The sequence below is a fragment of the Vibrio sp. KUL80 genome (assembly GCF_059725495.1).
The window spans coordinates 1519907-1535615 of record NZ_AP045842.1 but is presented as its reverse complement, the minus strand read 5'-3'; the positions used below and the strand labels follow the sequence as shown (position 1 = coordinate 1535615).

The 15709-nt window shown below is 47.0% G+C and carries 18 protein-coding genes and 1 pseudogene; 10 read left to right on the top strand and 9 right to left on the bottom strand.

Annotated features, from left to right (window positions below):
* Positions 1-189: 189 nt before the first annotated feature.
* From pyrC to AC6I8U_RS23360, 8 genes are all read left to right on the top strand, one after another.
* The gene (gene pyrC, locus AC6I8U_RS23395; protein ID WP_498018736.1) at positions 190-1218 is read left to right on the top strand and encodes a dihydroorotase; all 1029 of its coding nucleotides are present in this window, start codon (positions 190-192) and stop codon (positions 1216-1218) included.
* 110 nt (positions 1219-1328) lie between these two features.
* Positions 1329-1637 carry a DUF1289 domain-containing protein gene (locus tag AC6I8U_RS23390; RefSeq protein ID WP_498019641.1) on the top strand — a complete coding sequence of 103 codons (309 nt, stop codon included), beginning with the start codon at positions 1329-1331 and terminating at the stop codon, positions 1635-1637.
* A gap of 99 nt (positions 1638-1736) precedes the next feature.
* A complete protein-coding gene (locus tag AC6I8U_RS23385) occupies positions 1737-2174 on the top strand; it encodes an acyl-CoA thioesterase (RefSeq protein WP_498018735.1) in 438 nt (145 codons plus the stop codon).
* Positions 2175-2318: 144 nt separating this feature from the next.
* Complete coding sequence (locus AC6I8U_RS23380; RefSeq protein WP_498018734.1) at positions 2319-2579, top strand: acyl-CoA-binding protein; 261 nt, start codon at positions 2319-2321, stop codon at positions 2577-2579.
* A gap of 19 nt (positions 2580-2598) precedes the next feature.
* Entirely contained in the window at positions 2599-3138 is a 540-nt protein-coding gene (locus tag AC6I8U_RS23375; protein ID WP_498018733.1) for a glutathione peroxidase, read from the top strand.
* Between the two features lie 226 nt (positions 3139-3364).
* On the top strand, positions 3365-5377 hold the full coding sequence (locus AC6I8U_RS23370; protein WP_498018732.1) for an SDR family oxidoreductase: 2013 nt from the start codon (positions 3365-3367) through the stop codon (positions 5375-5377).
* A gap of 26 nt (positions 5378-5403) precedes the next feature.
* Positions 5404-5946, top strand: coding sequence for a DUF2505 domain-containing protein (locus AC6I8U_RS23365; protein ID WP_498018731.1), 543 nt, complete (start codon positions 5404-5406; stop codon positions 5944-5946).
* 44 nt (positions 5947-5990) lie between these two features.
* The gene (locus AC6I8U_RS23360; protein WP_498018730.1) at positions 5991-6623 is read left to right on the top strand and encodes a TetR/AcrR family transcriptional regulator; all 633 of its coding nucleotides are present in this window, start codon (positions 5991-5993) and stop codon (positions 6621-6623) included.
* 46 nt (positions 6624-6669) lie between these two features.
* Here AC6I8U_RS23360 and AC6I8U_RS23355 read toward each other — a convergent pair whose 3' ends face one another.
* The 5 genes from AC6I8U_RS23355 to AC6I8U_RS23335 form a co-directional block, all read right to left on the bottom strand.
* The gene (locus AC6I8U_RS23355; RefSeq protein WP_498018729.1) at positions 6670-7611 is read right to left on the bottom strand and encodes an alpha/beta hydrolase; all 942 of its coding nucleotides are present in this window, start codon (positions 7609-7611) and stop codon (positions 6670-6672) included.
* Between the two features lie 84 nt (positions 7612-7695).
* The gene (locus tag AC6I8U_RS23350; protein WP_498018728.1) at positions 7696-9255 is read right to left on the bottom strand and encodes a wax ester/triacylglycerol synthase family O-acyltransferase; all 1560 of its coding nucleotides are present in this window, start codon (positions 9253-9255) and stop codon (positions 7696-7698) included.
* 81 nt (positions 9256-9336) lie between these two features.
* Complete coding sequence (locus tag AC6I8U_RS23345) at positions 9337-9708, bottom strand: phasin-related domain-containing protein (RefSeq protein ID WP_498018727.1); 372 nt, start codon at positions 9706-9708, stop codon at positions 9337-9339.
* A 30-nt stretch (positions 9709-9738) separates the two neighbouring features.
* Entirely contained in the window at positions 9739-10308 is a 570-nt protein-coding gene (locus AC6I8U_RS23340) for a phasin family protein (protein ID WP_498018726.1), read from the bottom strand.
* Between the two features lie 152 nt (positions 10309-10460).
* Positions 10461-10733, bottom strand: coding sequence for a polyhydroxyalkanoic acid system family protein (locus AC6I8U_RS23335; protein ID WP_498018725.1), 273 nt, complete (start codon positions 10731-10733; stop codon positions 10461-10463).
* A gap of 103 nt (positions 10734-10836) precedes the next feature.
* Here AC6I8U_RS23335 and AC6I8U_RS23330 point away from each other — a divergent pair.
* Positions 10837-10990 (top strand): annotated as a pseudogene (locus tag AC6I8U_RS23330) (ISAs1 family transposase); the annotation flags it as partial.
* Positions 10991-11340: 350 nt separating this feature from the next.
* The gene (locus tag AC6I8U_RS23325; RefSeq protein ID WP_498018724.1) at positions 11341-11682 is read left to right on the top strand and encodes a cytosolic protein; all 342 of its coding nucleotides are present in this window, start codon (positions 11341-11343) and stop codon (positions 11680-11682) included.
* A gap of 153 nt (positions 11683-11835) precedes the next feature.
* Here AC6I8U_RS23325 and AC6I8U_RS23320 read toward each other — a convergent pair whose 3' ends face one another.
* The 4 genes from AC6I8U_RS23320 to AC6I8U_RS23305 all read right to left on the bottom strand — a co-directional run bounded on the left by AC6I8U_RS23320 (position 11836) and on the right by AC6I8U_RS23305 (position 15444).
* Positions 11836-13296: an alkaline phosphatase family protein gene (locus AC6I8U_RS23320; RefSeq protein WP_498018723.1), complete on the bottom strand. Its 1461-nt coding sequence runs from the start codon at positions 13294-13296 to the stop codon at positions 11836-11838.
* A 96-nt stretch (positions 13297-13392) separates the two neighbouring features.
* Positions 13393-14517: an ROK family transcriptional regulator gene (locus AC6I8U_RS23315; protein WP_498018722.1), complete on the bottom strand. Its 1125-nt coding sequence runs from the start codon at positions 14515-14517 to the stop codon at positions 13393-13395.
* Entirely contained in the window at positions 14495-15190 is a 696-nt protein-coding gene (locus AC6I8U_RS23310) for a hypothetical protein (RefSeq protein WP_498018721.1), read from the bottom strand. Before AC6I8U_RS23310 ends, AC6I8U_RS23315 begins: the two co-directional genes overlap by 23 nt.
* A complete protein-coding gene (locus AC6I8U_RS23305) occupies positions 15145-15444 on the bottom strand; it encodes a TOBE domain-containing protein (RefSeq protein ID WP_498019640.1) in 300 nt (99 codons plus the stop codon). The genes AC6I8U_RS23310 and AC6I8U_RS23305 overlap by 46 nt, the downstream gene beginning before the upstream one ends.
* Positions 15445-15709 lie beyond the last annotated feature (265 nt).

Here is a 15709-nt window from a genome sequence, read left to right as displayed (position 1 = left end):
CCTTTTATTTTTGTCTTCCTAGTTTTGTGCTCAATGGTAACGTCTTTTTTCTCAATGTCCCAGAAACATAGTGAAATCTTACTCGTTTTCCTCTATCATCCTGTCGCCTAAACGTAAGCGATTGCATTCACACTTTTCGCTGCTGTTTAGGCTCCGTTTCAAGAAGAATCTAACTTGGTGGGAGCCCAAATGACTACATTGACTATTACTCGTCCTGACGACTGGCACGTACACCTTCGTGACGGCGACGTTCTTAAAGATACTGTTCGCGATATCAGCCGCTACAATGGTCGCGCACTGATCATGCCAAACACTATCCCACCTGTCATCGATACCGAAATGGCGCTAGCGTACAAAGAGCGCATCATGGCTGAGGAGCCTTCTGAGCAGTTTGAGCCTTTGATGGCCCTTTATCTGACTGACAACACCACTCCAGATGAGATTCGCAAAGCAAAAGCATCTGGTGCAGTAGTCGCCGCAAAACTCTATCCTGCGGGCGCAACAACAAACTCTGATTCTGGCGTAACGTCGGCAAAGAACATCTACCACGTCCTAGAAGCGATGGAAGAAGTGGGCATGCTTCTACTGGTTCACGGTGAAGTAACCACTCACGAAGTTGATATCTTCGACCGTGAGAAAGAGTTCCTAGACACGGTTCTTGCTCCTATCGTGAATGACTTCCCGAACCTTAAGATTGTTTTAGAGCACATCACAACGGCAGATGCGGCGAACTTTGTTAAGAACGCGAATGAGAATGTGGCAGCGACTATCACGGCGCATCACCTTCTTTACAACCGCAACCACATGTTAGTTGGCGGTATCAAGCCACACTTCTACTGCCTACCAATCCTTAAGCGTGGTACCCACCAGCAAGCGCTTATCGAAGCAGCAACCAGTGGCAGCAAGAAGTTCTTCCTTGGTACAGACTCAGCGCCACACGCAAAAGGCAAGAAAGAAGCCGCTTGTGGTTGTGCGGGTTCATACACCGCACACGCGGCGGTTGAGCTTTACGCAGAAGTCTTTGAGCAAGAAGGCAAGCTAGAGAACCTAGAAGGTTTCGCAAGCCACAACGGCCCTGACTTTTACTGTCTACCTCGTAACACAGACACTATCACGCTTGAAAAATCAGAGTGGAACGTACCAGAAACTATGCCATTTGGTAGCGACATCGTTGTGCCAATTCGTGGCGGCGAAACAGTAAACTGGAAAGTTAAGTAAGCGTTAAAAAACGCCCACTAACACTGGATATGCAAGGCTCCCTAATCAATAATGGGAGCCTTATTTTTTAAGCCCAATTGAGATTGCTGTTCATGTCCCAACAAGTTGTTATCGTCACTCCATGCCGCGCTGCCTGTAAAAATGAAGGCGGGATCTGCAGTGGATGCCATCGAACCATAGATGAACTTTCGCAGTGGCGTTTTATGGATAACGAGCAGCGTCAAGACAAGGTAGATCAACTCTCCGGGGAGCAATCCACGCACCAATGCCAGCAATGTGGTGAACCCGCCTATTGTGATATCTCAGCAGGAAAGTCATCTTGCTGGTGTTTCGAGATAGAAAAGCGTGATACCTCAAGTTTGCAAAAATCGGCGACATGTTTGTGTCGTAAGTGTTTGAGTAAGTTGCCGTTGAAATAGCTACAACCGTCAATCTTCTTGATGTACTCCTCCTAGGTTGTTGCAAGCTTGTTAAAAACCAAATAGAGTAAAAGCCCAACACAACAAGGATAATAACAAATGGAATCATTGCTTGAAGGTTTTCCGGTCATTACAGAAATCCCCGTCGCTTGGGGGGAAATGGACGCTCTTAATCATGTCAACAACGCGGTCTACTTCCGCTATTTTGAAACCGCACGCCTCGACTATTTCCGCCATATTAGTTTAATGGAAGATATGGCTGTCACCAATGTTGGCCCCGTACTCGGCGACACCTACTGCCGCTATAAACTGCCCGTCACCTATCCCGATACCCTACTGGTTGGCTCTCGTATTACCCATGTCAAAGAAGACCGATTCACAATGGAGTATCAGATTGTCAGTCACAAGCTTGGTAAAGTAACGACGACGGGCACGGCAACCATAGTGATGTTTGACTTTAACACAAACAAGAAAGGGCTGATTTCTGAGAAATTGATGACGGCGATTGAACTGACGCGAAATGGGACGGCCAGTTAGGTTTCTTGAATAACATGCTAAGGAAGGTTTGTTAGTTTGCTGGCTAGATCACGTGTTTAGGGTATTTTGTCAGCACTGGTTGCTGTACACTGGTCTAACCAGCACTGGTGTTGATCCTCAAATTCTCGAGAAAAGGACTTTTCCATGAATGATCTCTCCTCCCAATTCGAAGCGGCAGCCGAAGTCGTGAAAACGTTGAAGCAACGACCTGATGACGAAACTCTGTTGTCACTTTACGCCTACTACAAGCAAGGTAGTTCTGGGGATGTTCAGGGCAAGCGCCCCGGTTTTTTCGACTTTAAAGCTAGCGCCAAGTATGTCGCGTGGGAAGGCCTGCAGGGCATGCAACCAGATAAGGCTAAACAGGCTTACATCGAGCTGGTCGAGCGATTAACAAGCCCTTGATTGATCGAAAGGCGTTTTGATGCTTAGTAAACTCCAATATTTCGCTGCTTTGATCTGTGTTCCTTGGCAAGGTCGCGACGGAAATGCACACGATTTTAGTTTCGATACCATTGTAGGTGATGTACTGTCATTAGCTGACTACAAAGGGAAAGTCGTCTTGGTTGTCAATACAGCCTCAGAGTGCGGTTTTACCCCGCAGTACATGCAATTACAGGCCTTGTGGGAAAAATATCGTGACCTCGGGTTAGTGATAGTCGGGGTTCCGAGTAATGACTTTGGTGGTCAGGAAACAGCCTCCAACGCCAGTATAAACAGCTTCTGTGAACTTAACTTCGGGGTGACTTTCCCACTGACCGCTAAGACCAAGGTCACAGGTAAAGGTTTGCATCCTTTCTATGCTTGGGCCACACAGCAGGTGGGTTTACTAGGTAAACCTCGTTGGAACTTTCACAAACTCCTTATCAACAAAAATGGTCAACTGGTTGACTGGTTTTCATCGACGACCAAGCCCGACGCCCGAAAAGTAGTAAATGCGATTGAACGCGAGCTAGCAAAATAACCCAATAACTAGCCACACCATTGGAGTAACTCACGCCAAAACCCTCTGTCCCCACATCCCATTTCACAAATTACCAACTTAAGCATCTAGTTTCTGTCATTTATGTGCACCAGTTAACAACCAGTGGTCTTACCAGATTGCTATGCTTGAAAAGCAAAGGAAAATCAACTTTACCAGCGCAATTGGCATGGTTTACTTAATTTCTAAGGCTGCTCAAGGAATGAACATGAACTATTTTATCACTGGAGCCAGCGGATTTATCGGCTTAAATCTCTTACAACGACTAATCAAACGACCCGGAACCTTTTACCTTCTGGTCCGAAATGACGACAGCCAAATTAAGATCTTAAATGCGGCAAAACAACATGGGTTCCCTACAGAGCGCTTAGTGTTTGTCCAAGGCGATTTGACACAACAGAAGCTGGGAATCGCTCCTCAGTGGATCGAGCAACTCAATAACTCAGTGACACATTTCTTTCATCTGGCAGCCGTTTATTCATTCGAAGCAGACAGTGACACCATCGACAATGTCAATATCGATGGTACACGCCATGCGCTTCAGTTAGCAGAGGCATTGAATGTAGGCTGCTTTCACCATGTTAGCTCAATTGCCGTCGCTGGCCAGTATCGTGGCTGGTTCCACGAAGATATGTTCGAACAAGCTCATCCAGAGGGCCACAATTACCTAACCAGTAAACTGGCATCCGAGGCACTGGTGCGTGAGCAGCTTGAAATTCCATGGAAAATTTATCGACCGGGAGTGGTGATCGGAGACTCTAAAACCGGCGCAGCCATGCGTATCGACGGTCCTTACTATTTCTTTAAGTTAATTCAAAAAGTACGTGACTTGTTACCGCAATGGATGCCTATGTTGGGGCTTGAAGGGGGACGTTTGAATCTGGTGCCGGTCGATTTTGTCACCGATGCCATGGATCATATTTCTCATCAGCCAGACTTAGACGGCCAGTGTTTCCATCTAACCGATCCTGAGCCGTACAGGGTGGGCGAGATAGTAAACATCTTCGCACGCGCAGGGCATGCGCCGAGGATGGCAGTGCGGGTTGACCTTCGTCTCCTAGATCTATTGCCTGAAACACTACGCAAAGAGCTAAGTAATCAGCCTATATTAAAGCGCCTGGGTCACTCCCTATGCCAAGAGTTTGGGATCCCACCAGCTGTGTTGGCGTTCTTTACTACACCAACGCTGTTTGACTGCCGCAACACCCAGCGGGCCCTAGCGGGCAGTGATATCACCTGTCCTAGGCTCGAGGATTACGCGCCAACAATTTGGGATTACTGGGAGCGAAACCTAGACCCTGACCTGCACCTAGCACGCAGCCTAAAGGCACGACTAAAGGGTAAAACGGTAATGATCACAGGCGCCTCATCGGGCATAGGTAAGGCGACAGCCCTCAAGCTAGCAAAGGCAGAGGGGCAGTTGTTACTGGTGGCGCGTAACCCCCATAGACTGCAGGAAACAGTTCGCGAAGTCGAAGAGCTCGGCGGCAACGCGGCGGCCTACTATTGCGACATAGCCGATCTTGAAGCCGTGGATGTCACGATGCAAATGATTAGTCAACAGTTCGGCAAAGTCGATGTATTGATTAACAATGCAGGCCATTCTATCCGCCGCCCAGTAATAAACTCGCTAAACCGGTTCCACGATTATGAGCGGCTAATGCAGATAAACTATTTTGGCGCACTCAGGCTTATCAACGGTTGTTTACCGGGTATGATCGCCAATAGCGGTGGCCATATTATCAATATATCTTCCATTTCAGTGCTGACCAATCCACCGCGCTTTGCGGCTTATGCAGCATCTAAAGGGGCTTTGGAAAGCTTCACCCGTTGTGCGGCTCCCGAGCTCATTGATTACAACGTGCACATGACGACGGTCCATATGCCTTTGGTTGACACTCCAATGCTTGAGCCAGTTGAAACCTATCGTTCCGTTTCAACCCTCAGCCCTGAAGAGGCAGCTGAGATGATTGTTAAAGCTGTAGTCGAGCGACCGAAGCGCGTCGCAACTCGGTTAGGTTTGTTCGGTGCATTGGTACACGGGCTATTCCCAAAACTGGGTGAGCTAATCATGAATACTTATTTTCACATGTACCCAGACAAGCTAGATCAAAAATACCGTCCAGATCTGCCTGAAGCTGAGGCTGCTCATGAAAATCAGCAACAGATACAGCGCGAAATACAAACCCTATCTAGTTTTATCCGGGACATCAACCTGTAAACTTGTGTTGGTTAAACAGCAACATAATGAGTAAACCGATAACAGACGACCAAGGAGTGGGAATGAAACGAATCGAACTGGTCCATGCCTATGCGGCATCCCTAGATGAAGTGATCCGCTTTTTCAGCGAGACCGATCTGATTGAAGAGAAATACACAAACCTCGGAGCACACCATACCCAGATCTTGGAACTGGCAGAAACTGAAGATGGATTCAAAACCCGAACTGAGCGTCAAATTCCAGCTAAGGTACCGGGAGTACTTAAAGCGGTGCTTGGTGCTTCGAATCAAATTCGTCAGCAGGAGCAGTGGCATTGGCTGGACGACGACACCATCTCTTGTGATCTGGTGGTGGAAATTGTCGGCGTGCCAGTGACAGTGCTAGGTGAAATGCGACTTATTGCCTTTGATGACAATCAGCGCTGTGAAAACCGTGTCACCATCTCGGTATCGTCGTCACTACCACTTGTTGGTGGTACGCTGCGGGATTTCGTAGCCAAGGACATCAAGCGTCTTGCCGAAGCCGAATTTGAGTTTATCCAGCAGGAAATCGCCGTCAACGCAGCCTAGTCAGGAATCTACCCGCGTGAATTTAACTGATGTATGGAGGTCGAATGAAGACCAAGCCCAAGATCATTGAGACAAGCCGATGTCTGTTTAATCAGCACGGGGTTGAACCCATATCTAGCCTGCAGATCGCTACCGAGCTTGGGATAAGCCCTGGCAACTTATATTACCATTTTCACGGCAAGGACGAGATTCTTGCGGTATTGATCAACGAATGTGATCAGTTATTTTCTGAAGATTGTCAGGCATTTTTACATGACGTTGAGAGCTTAGAACACTATTGGGGGTTTCTACACCGTCTAATGGAGCATTTCCTGCGTTACAAATTTATCTTCCGAAGTCTAGATCACCTGCATTGTGACTCTCCGGCCCTTGGCCGGCGTATTCGTGCCCTAGTTCGACGACTCAAAGGACTGATTATGACCATGTTGGAGAGACTGTCCGACCTTGGCGTTATTAAAGTCAATCAAGCCGAACGGGCTATTCTGGCAGACAACCTGTTGCTAGTTGGCCTGCACTGGGCGCATTATCAAGCTCTGCAAGATCCTGGTATCGAGGAGCAAGCCTTGTTGCGAAAAGGCGTGATAAGAATGTTGACCCTCGTTTCTCCCTACATGGCGCCAGAACATGAGGCGGCACTCGTTCAGCATCAGCTCTGGGCTGAGCAACTCACGACCTAAATTGAAACCACGTCATCGACAACGAGCTCTCGTTCGTTAAAAAAGACTATTGCTCTGTTTTGTCTAAAGGATCTTCAGCGCTTATTGCATCATGTTGACGCAGAAACTGGGCAATGCTTTCAATCGCTTCTTCGGCCTCTTGGATTTGACTAAACAGCGGATAAACATGCGGCATACCTTTACCCACTATGAGCTCAACTGGGTGCTTAGCCTGTGTCAAATTATCAAACAGACGAGTTGAATCATCCAGAAGCACCTCCTCAGAACCCACCACGATCAGCGTAGGAGGGAGCTTTAAGTAGTCGGCATAGATGGGGGAAATCAAAGGATCCCGAGGCGGTGCACCATTAAGGTAACTGTTGCGCATAAGGAGCAATGAGGGCAGATCGAAAAATGGGTCGTCATTACGTTTCTCATAGGCGCTGTTTCCCGTCATCTCCATATCTGACACTGGTGAGAGCAAAACAGCAGCAGCGGGTAATGGCAGGTTATCCTGCTGGGTTTGCAACATAGTGCCAAGGACTAGGTTTCCACCAGCGGAATCACCCATTAGTATTATCTGACTACTGTTGTAACCTTCATTCAACAGAGCGCGGTAAACCGTGTAGCAGTCATTATGGGCAGTTGGATACGTGTGCTCCGGAGCCAAACGGTAGTCAACCATAAGACCTCGAGCAGAAATCTTATTACATACTCTGCCAATGAAGCTGCTGTGGGTATTTGGGCTGACAAAGCAAAAGCCGCCACCATGGAAATAGAGCAGCAGTGTGCTGTCGTCGGATTCTGGCATGTCGACCCATTCGCAGGGTATACCCCCCCAAGTACAAAGGGAGCGTTTCATTAGCTTGGGGGCGTTAACAAGCGCGCCATATTGGTCGATGTCAGTGATCAGCTCTCGCATCTCATATACATCGTTACAGCGAGCCATGCGCTGGCGCATAACGCGCTCCAGCACCTTATTGAATGCCCGGCTTTTCCAATGTGCCATTGTTTACCTCCCTTAACTGATTAGAGGAACCCGTGCTTTGTTCGAATTTTCAATCATATAGCTAAACAAGTCCGCCCTCTAATCCTACTCCTTGGCAGGCTCGGCCTCTCTGACTCTCCTGCGACGTTGCCGAGGAAGAGGTGATACCTTTAATTGCTTTAGTTCGGCAAGCAGCATCTCTGCCTCATATGCCAAATTTCGCGTGTGATCATCGGCCAGAGGGTTAAACAGACCAACATTCAACGCTGACATCGCGGTATCCAGTACATCTTTCTCGAGGGACGCCAATGCTTCTTCTAGGTAGTCAGGTATTTTTTCGGCATGAGGCAAACTAGAAGGACAACTGACCAAACCGAAATGCAGATGATCATCATAGCCGAACATGGTGATGTTAATGGTCTGCCCTGGGATCAGTAGAGACAGCGGATAGCATTCCTGCACTTCGGCACCGAAGAAGTAACGCCGCTGGGTTGGTCCTGGCACATTGGATATGATTAGATTGGTGGCAGGTGGAACCAAGTGGTTTATATTGAGCTTGCCACCTAACAATGCTAACCCGTTAACCAAAATAGAATAATTAATGTACCCCCCTGGTGACACCTCTTGTGCCTGATACTTCACATCACGTGTTGACTGCTGGATTGCAGCCAAGCGTCTAGTAGGCGTATCCTGTGCATAACCTAGTTCAACCAGACCAACCGCGAATTTATTGCCACCTCTATTAATCGCCCCCTCCTCCCGCAAATCTATCGGCATTAACGCGACAAGAGGCTTCTCAAGACAAAGTCGGTGGTTCTGAAGGTGACGGTTCAATGCAATATCACACACGCATAACATTACGTCGTTTAGTGATGCGCCGGTGAGGCGGCTAATCTGCCGAAATTGGCTAATTGGAAGTCGACCCAAACCAACAGCGCGCGATTTATGATGCTTCTGGTTAAATGGGGTTTTAGGTGCAGTAAAAGGAACTTTCAGATCTGGACGCTTACCGCAAAACAGCTTTGAAACCATACCGGTTCCCAAGCTGACCAAACCCATTGAAGCACTAAGCTGACGCCTCAGTTCACTGACTGAGCCAAACAACTGCGTAATCATCTGCTGGTTTTCTTCCTGCTGTCGCTTGTGAGATTTCTCCAGATCTTGCTGCCAGAATGGCGTACCCAGTATGTTGGGATCCTGTGAAGTGCAGAAATCAAACAGCTTACCGACCTTCATACCATCGGCAATGGCATGGTGTACCTTTAGGCAGAGTACCACCTGGTTATTCTCTAAACCACCAATCACCCACATTTCCCACAATGGCCTAAAGCGATCCAGTTGATGGCTGTGTATTCGTCCCACTAGATCCAGCAACTGCTCACGGCTACCTGGTTGTGGCAGCATCGACAAATGAACATGCTGGGTAATATCCAAGTCTTTGGTTTCCTTCCAGTTTGGCCATTCGGTCAACGACATGTTCAAGCATCTGTTGAATGGTGACTTGACCTCGCTAAAAGAGAGCAACTGACTGTATAAGTCGCATGCGAACTCTGCACTCTCGCAGTCTTTCGGTGGCTGCAAATGTACTAAGCCGGTGACATGCATTGGTGTGTTACCAGACTCAAACAACACGAACGCAAGGTCGATAAGAGAGAGTTGATTCATATACACCTGTCACCCCGAATCTATTAAACAAATGAAAAACGGTGGGGGCCATGCCCCACCAAACGGCCAGCCAGCAGCAGGCTATTCTTTTGCTTGCTGTTTCAGCATTGCTTCGACGATGGTGGTCAACTTCTCAATTTTCTCATCTAATCGATCAAGCTTGCTCCGGTCGATACCGCTAACACGATACATAACGTCATTCATCTGATCTTCGAGGTGAACAGCAGTTTTATCGCGAGTTAGATCGATCTTATCTTTCGCAGCCTGTTCGACTTCTTTACCACGTTCTACTAGTTCGTCAAACACGCGGTTGGTTTTGTAGTTCAGAGACTGAGCCTCTTCAACACTGCGACTATACATTCCTAGTCCTGCCAGCCAGATATTACGTGTCATAGACTCACCGCATTCAACGATTTTAGTGGCGGTTTGGTCAACTGTGCTAGATTTGCTCATGATGTCCTCCCAATGAACTCGTATGACGGGTTATTCCGCTTTTTCCGTTGTTGCCGCTTTTGACTTACGTGCCGGTTTATTAGCCGTCTGCTCCTCACTAGCCGTCGCTTTTCCCTTACTAGCCGCAGTTTTTCGCCTAGCAACTCCAGAGGTTGAGCGCGGTTTGGAAGTTGATGCTTTAACTGCGCTAGCAGATGTGGACGTTGTAGCATCTGGCTCATTTTCTTCCAGACTACTGCTCTGTTTTAGCAACAGTTCGACCTGTGCAGTCAATCTGTCCAACTTGTCATCAACGTTGTTTAACTTGAAACTGTCGATTCCGATAACTTTCTGTACCACTTGATGGAATCGCTCTTCCATTTCCACAGCGGCTTGGCTACGGCTGGTATACAGACACTCTTTCTGCTGTTTTTCGATGGTACGGCCGCGCTCTAGCAGATCTTCGAATACCGAGCGGCCACGACTCGAGATTTCGTTGACCTCCTCGGCGCTCTTGGCATAGGCGCCAAGCCCTGCAAGCCAAATGTTGTACATGATAGTTTCGCGCATGCTCTCGACGCTTTTGTCATCGTCGGCTGCTCGACGTGAGAAAATACCCATCTTTCCCTCCTTAAATTGAATAAGGCTAAACTCTTATTCCAGTGTCATGATAGGTAGGGAAGTTAGAGTTGGCTTTCTAATCGCTTGTCTGCGCACAATAAAAACGAAAAAAACTTGATGGGATTTGCGTTGGATCAATTTTTAAAAAAGAACTAGCTAAGTAGTTCGTCCAAGCGAAGGGATATGTGTTGTTCGATGGAGCAGGCAAACAGACTGGCTGCAAACCCGAGACGGATGTTCAAGCTCAGCTTGTCGGAGGCTGGCAGCAACCAACCACGAGCAGAACGGTGCTTAAAGTGCAAGTGCTCTTCATCCCAATGCCAACATAGGCCAAACTCCTTCTCCAACTCATTGGCCACTTGTTCGGCAACAGTTCTGACTTGGCGGTAGGATAATCCGTGATTACGTTCGATAAAAATCACCATAGTAAATCAGAGCACCTCTTCCTGCTTGGTTTCGACAAATCACTGTTGTTTATTATAATTAGCGCAAAGCGCGGAAAAGATCCAGCAGGCGTTATTTTAGGGTGAACAAAAGAGCAATGAGATTACAGCTATCTCTGAGCTAATAAAGATGCACGATATCAAGGGAACCCTAGTAACCATTGATGCTATGGCCTGTCAAACCAAGTTAGCCAAAGCCATTTTAGATCAATGGTGGAGACTACGTACTTGCCGTAAAGAGCAAGCTGCGATGGCAGTCAGAGAACATTGAGGCATTTTTGCGTTGCTCATCCCGTCAGCACTCCTCTGGACAGATATGCTCCGCATCTCTACATTTTTGCCATAGCCTACCTAGTCGTCATTCTCACAAAAGTGAGAATCTCCCCAAGTGCGTAATGTTCTGAAAAATAAGGCTAAGTCGCGTAAATTGCAATCAATGTTCGCAGTGGAAGATCCCCTTTTTCAAAGGGATGACGGCAATATATTGGCTATGGGCAAATGCGCGGTATCCCCCCTAAAGCCTCTACCCCCTACAAAGCTCCCCCTAGTTAGTGATAACATTCCCCTATCAGAATTACAGAGACTCTCTATGTTTATCCATCGTGTGGACGACATCGACTGGTTGGTGAACACCGCCTTTGAAGAGTTCAAAACTATGTTTATCGAAGATGCCAGTACTATCCCTTCTTGCTTTTCTACCAGCAGCGAATTGAGCCTGATTGAGCAAGCCAAGCGCACCTATGGGTATCTGCCCTCGCTTGACGGCCAAGTGACGGATACCGGGACGTTGCAGCGACCAAACAACGAAGACGATTTGAACCCACAGCTTGCCTGTCTCGTTGAGGGACGTGGTCGAGTGTTTATCTATCACGGCGGTTATGTGGCTTTTGTGGATGACGAGAAGACCTTTATTACTCGATTACTCGTTTAGACTAAAGACTATTAGTTTGATTAAAGTCTGTAAGCTAAGTTGGCAATCTACGTTCTCGTAAAAGAGCTTTTTCCAAGAAAAAGCTCTTAATATGAGTGGTCAAATGCGAGCTATGCGACGGCATCAAAGAAGCGATAACCAATCGGTGTATGTTTAACCTAGACCTAAATAGTGTGTATCACCTACCCAGTCTATCGTGAGTGAGTTTTTTACTCCTTCTAGCTCCTTTCTAACGAAAGTTGGTTGTTTACCCAAGTGTTGACAACCATCATCAAAAGCTTCTTTTAATAGCCGACCATTAGAGCCTTCCAGTCCATTTATACCTAATAACGACAGAATTGTAGGGGCAACATCTACCAACCCAGAAGGGGTGTGTACCTCTTCGCCTTTCAAAACGTTCATACCCGAAAGCATCAGTACTGAATTCACTTCATACGAGCTCAACCCACCATGCTGACCCGAACCGACTGCCGTGCTGCAAGTCGTCGCACCTACACCGGGTACTCCATATTTGTTGGGCTCACTAGAACTTGAGCAGACATAAAAGAGATCAGCAGAACGTGAGTGCTCAGAAAACGAATCCTCTAGTTTAAATGCCCCCTCAACGTCGACCAACGAGTTAGAGAAAACGTACTCAATTTCTGGGGCCTCATTCAACTTGTTCACGATTTCCTGCATTTTTGGCTTCCCAGATTCGGTCAATCGAAGCTCTCCAGAACGACCTTGCGTGAACACCACGTCCACGTCAGGCGTATCCGTAGTATTCGCATTTACACCAACCTCTGCTAGCAATGAACTCAAGTCTAAGTGCCTGTCAACACTAATATGTCCATGATCCGATAAAACAAAAAGTACGGTTTCATCTTTGGATTCGTCACTTTCAATCCACTCTACGATTCGCGCAAATTGGTCGTCACACGCTTTTAACGCGAGCTCAGATTCAACAGAGCCAAGGCCATGTGTATGAAATGAGGCGTCTGGCTCTGTTAGCCACAGCAACGCAACGTCTGGGTTCTTCGTTTTTAATACGTGTTCAATGAAGATATCGGTAAGCTTTTCAACGCTATTAACCTTTGGTGCAGCCTCGCTTGGAATATCTCCAAACACATCGCTAACTTCAACAACGGCCTGAGGGGTTAAAGCGCTTTCTGCACCATGCAAAGTATAAGTCCAATGCCCATTTTTCAAGGCTTCATTATTAGCTAAGTAAGCTGCCCCGGACGAACCTCCATGCACAGTGTAATAACTCTTTCCTCCAGCTGCCAGACAGTCTCCTAAAGCAGCACTTGTCAGCAAAGGCGTCTTTAAATATTTAGGGGCTGCATCAAGCCAATCAAAACTGTGGGTTTGAAAAAGCTCAAAACCCTCAGTGCCATCAGCTTTGGCCACGTTGAACTCGTTATTTACAATACCGTGTTGGCAAGGGTATGAGCCAGTAGCGAAGCTACTTGAAGCCACACGAGTGACGGTAGGAAACACACTACGACTCTCTTTAAACCACGTCGCGTTTGTTATCCCATGCTTGTATAAGTGCGGCATTGAGCGCTCTGAAATAAGATCAGGCCTCAGGCCATCAAAAGTGACGATAATTATTCGTTTTGCCTTATCTGGCATTGTTCTATTCCTAAGTTTTTATTGTTTTGCTCTAGTCCGAGAGTATCGATTCAAAGTTTGTAATGCATAATGTACTGGGGCGAAGCAACCTCTATTCTAAGTAAACATCGTTTGAACCAAAGGTAAATAAGCAGCGCCAAATGAAGGCGACTCTATCTCTGACTCTGATGTTTGAATAGGTACATCGAACACAACTTCTTGTTTGAGAGTCTCATTGGTTAACTTAATCTTGCTGACTATCGAATGAACTAGACTACGATTTAACCCTCCACCAATAACAATTCGAGGCGGGTCGATAATCGCAACAATCATCTCTATTAAGCGACTCAATGTCTCTGCAGCTCTTTCACACCAATCTTCAACACATGGGGAGTTGATGATATTGTCCTCAAGATCGTCATATCCATTCCAAAGGATCCCCTGTTGAGCTAACAGTTTTTGGAGCTTGTGCGTCGTAGGTCTACTCTCTTTATCAACAAGTAACGTAATTTCGCCTGCATGAGAGTTACAACCTAGCTTTGGCTGGCCATTTTCAATTGCGACACTGCCGATTCCTTGCCCCAAGAATAAGTAATAGAAATCCTGCCCCATCTTGCCAGCCCCACAAAAACGTTCTCCTATCGCTGCACTCACTACATCATTACCCACAAACAAAGGAACCGGAAAGGCTGCTTGAAATGCAGCATGAACATCCAATTGCCCCCAAGCTTCTAAATGACTTGGGAAAAGATACCGCCCTTCTTTATTCTTTATTCGAACTGGTAGAGATACTCCAACGCCAACAACATCATTCCAGTCCAACGAGGCGGCCTGCAGTAATTCAGAAAGGCACCTCTGACAAAGTTCAATCGTTTCTGTTGGCGTGAGGCTATCATCACTAACTGTCAGACTTCGCTGGACGACACCGGTTATATCTAACAAGGTGGCCGATATAAATCCATGCCCCACCATAACCCCTACACTGAACGCAAACTTTGCGTTAATGATGTAATTCACTTTCGGTTGGCCTCGTCCTGACTTAACGATCCCAGTCTCCGTTAGAACTGTCATGTCTACCAAGGTTTTGATTATTCGAGAGACAGATTGGAAGGTTAACCCACTGATATTCGCTATCTCGGGACGACTAATTGGCTTTTGGGCGCGATTGATTATCCCAAGGATCTTTTTTTCATTATCGCTAAACTCTATGTCTCGACTTCTATGCAATTTGGTTCTTCTCATTGATTTCTATGTATCGAAAACGACTTTCTTTGATTAGCCAATCGAGGGGGTGTCTTACCCATGTCTGCGGATCATTTGCAGCAAATGCATCCACTGCACGCAAGGAAACAATATGCCAGCCTTGCTCCTCGGCTTGGCGAATACACCGACTTGCATGCCAACACTGAGCAATCAAATTGGCTTTTCTGTGGTCTGTTAGTTCTAGTGCTTTCGATGCAACTTCGACAGTTGTCATGTAGTTTGCGTTCTCCGGCAACGTCACAGGAGTAATACGTGTGATAAGTGACGGGTTTGCTTCAACCACCAAATCCGCTATCTCCCACTGCAGTACTCCCTCTATCGTCGGATAGTCTCGCATTGCTTCCACCACTAGAGAGGCTAGTTCTTTATTCACTTCTCGCCCCTCACCGTAAGAGAAAGCCAGCAATGGAGATCTATCATCCAACACGCCATAAGAAGGTTGATAGTAAGTAAAATTATCAAAATAATAATCAAGGTACTGGGTGACAGATGATTCCACTTCAATAGCACGGTCTTCATAATGACTCCCCGCCTCGAGCAGCCAATCTTTTGAATTGGTCGACACTGTCCCACCAGACCAATGAACGGTAACTTGATGCTCCACCTCTAAGCCGCCTTCTCTGTGTGAACTGTCTGGTCTGCTAGTGAACACAAACGCAGCCCTGTAGTCGCACAGAAAAAGTGCACGTGCTCAGGCGACAATTCAAAACTTACCGTTTCGCCAATAGAGAATTCATTACTATGAGCAGGAATTACCGCTCTTAACTCACCAAATTCGGTATCCAATCGAAGCATCCATTCTCGACCAACAATATAGGCATCGCTGACGCGTCCAGTGTGGCCTTGGCTGCCGATGACTATGCCTTCTGGCCTAATTCCAATTTGGACGTCCGAAACATCATCCATTTCTTTAAGCAACTGAATCTTACTATTTCCAACGACTAGGGTTTGACCAGCCGTTCTACCCGTCAACAAGTTGATTGCCGGGCTACCTATAAATTCAGCAACGAAACGTGACTTCGGCCTCAGGTAGACATCATCGGGTGTACCAACTTGTTCCAAAGCCCCATGATTCATCACGATCACTTTGTTGGCCATCGTCATTGCTTCAAGCTGATCATGCGTAACCATCACCGTTGTAATACCTAATTCCGTTTGCAGCTTTTTTAAC